The sequence below is a fragment of the Cellulosimicrobium sp. CpK407 genome, from assembly GCF_051844275.1.
GTDB classification, from domain to species: Bacteria; Actinomycetota; Actinomycetes; order Actinomycetales; family Cellulomonadaceae; genus Cellulosimicrobium; species Cellulosimicrobium cellulans_G.
Genome location: NZ_JBGNYC010000109.1, coordinates 1 through 524, shown reverse-complemented (window position 1 = coordinate 524; position 524 = coordinate 1). Strand labels below are relative to the sequence as shown.

1 protein-coding gene is annotated in these 524 nt (G+C 72.9%); it reads left to right on the top strand.

Going from position 1 to position 524, the window contains the following annotated elements; genetic code table 11:
- Window positions 1-524 (top strand): molybdopterin-dependent oxidoreductase (locus ABWU78_RS20930; protein ID WP_439159398.1); only part of this gene is annotated, 524 nt, incomplete at both ends.

Genomic DNA, 524 nt, shown 5'->3' with positions numbered 1-524 from the left:
GACCTGCGGCAGGTGTTCCTGACCGGCGGGCGCCAGGGCGACGTGTTCTACCGCGACCGCTGGTCCCACGACAAGGTCGTGCGCTCCACCCACGGCGTGAACTGCACCGGGTCCTGCTCCTGGAAGGTCTACGTCAAGGACGGCATCATCACCTGGGAGACCCAGCAGACCGACTACCCCTCCGTCGGCCCGGACTCCCCCGAGTACGAACCCCGCGGCTGCCCCCGCGGCGCCGCGTTCTCCTGGTACACCTACTCCCCCACCCGCGTGCGCTACCCCTACGTCCGCGGCACCCTCTTGGACGCCTACCGCGCCGCGCGCGCCGCCACCGGCGACCCCGTCCTGGCCTGGGAACGCCTCACCACCGACCCCCAGACCGCACGGCGGTACAAGTCCGCGCGCGGCAAGGGCGGGCTCGTGCGCGCCACCTGGGACGAGGCCGCCGAGATCGTCGCCGCCGCCCACGTCCACACCATCAAGGCCTACGGACCCGACCGCGTCGCCGGGTTCTCCCCCATCCCCGC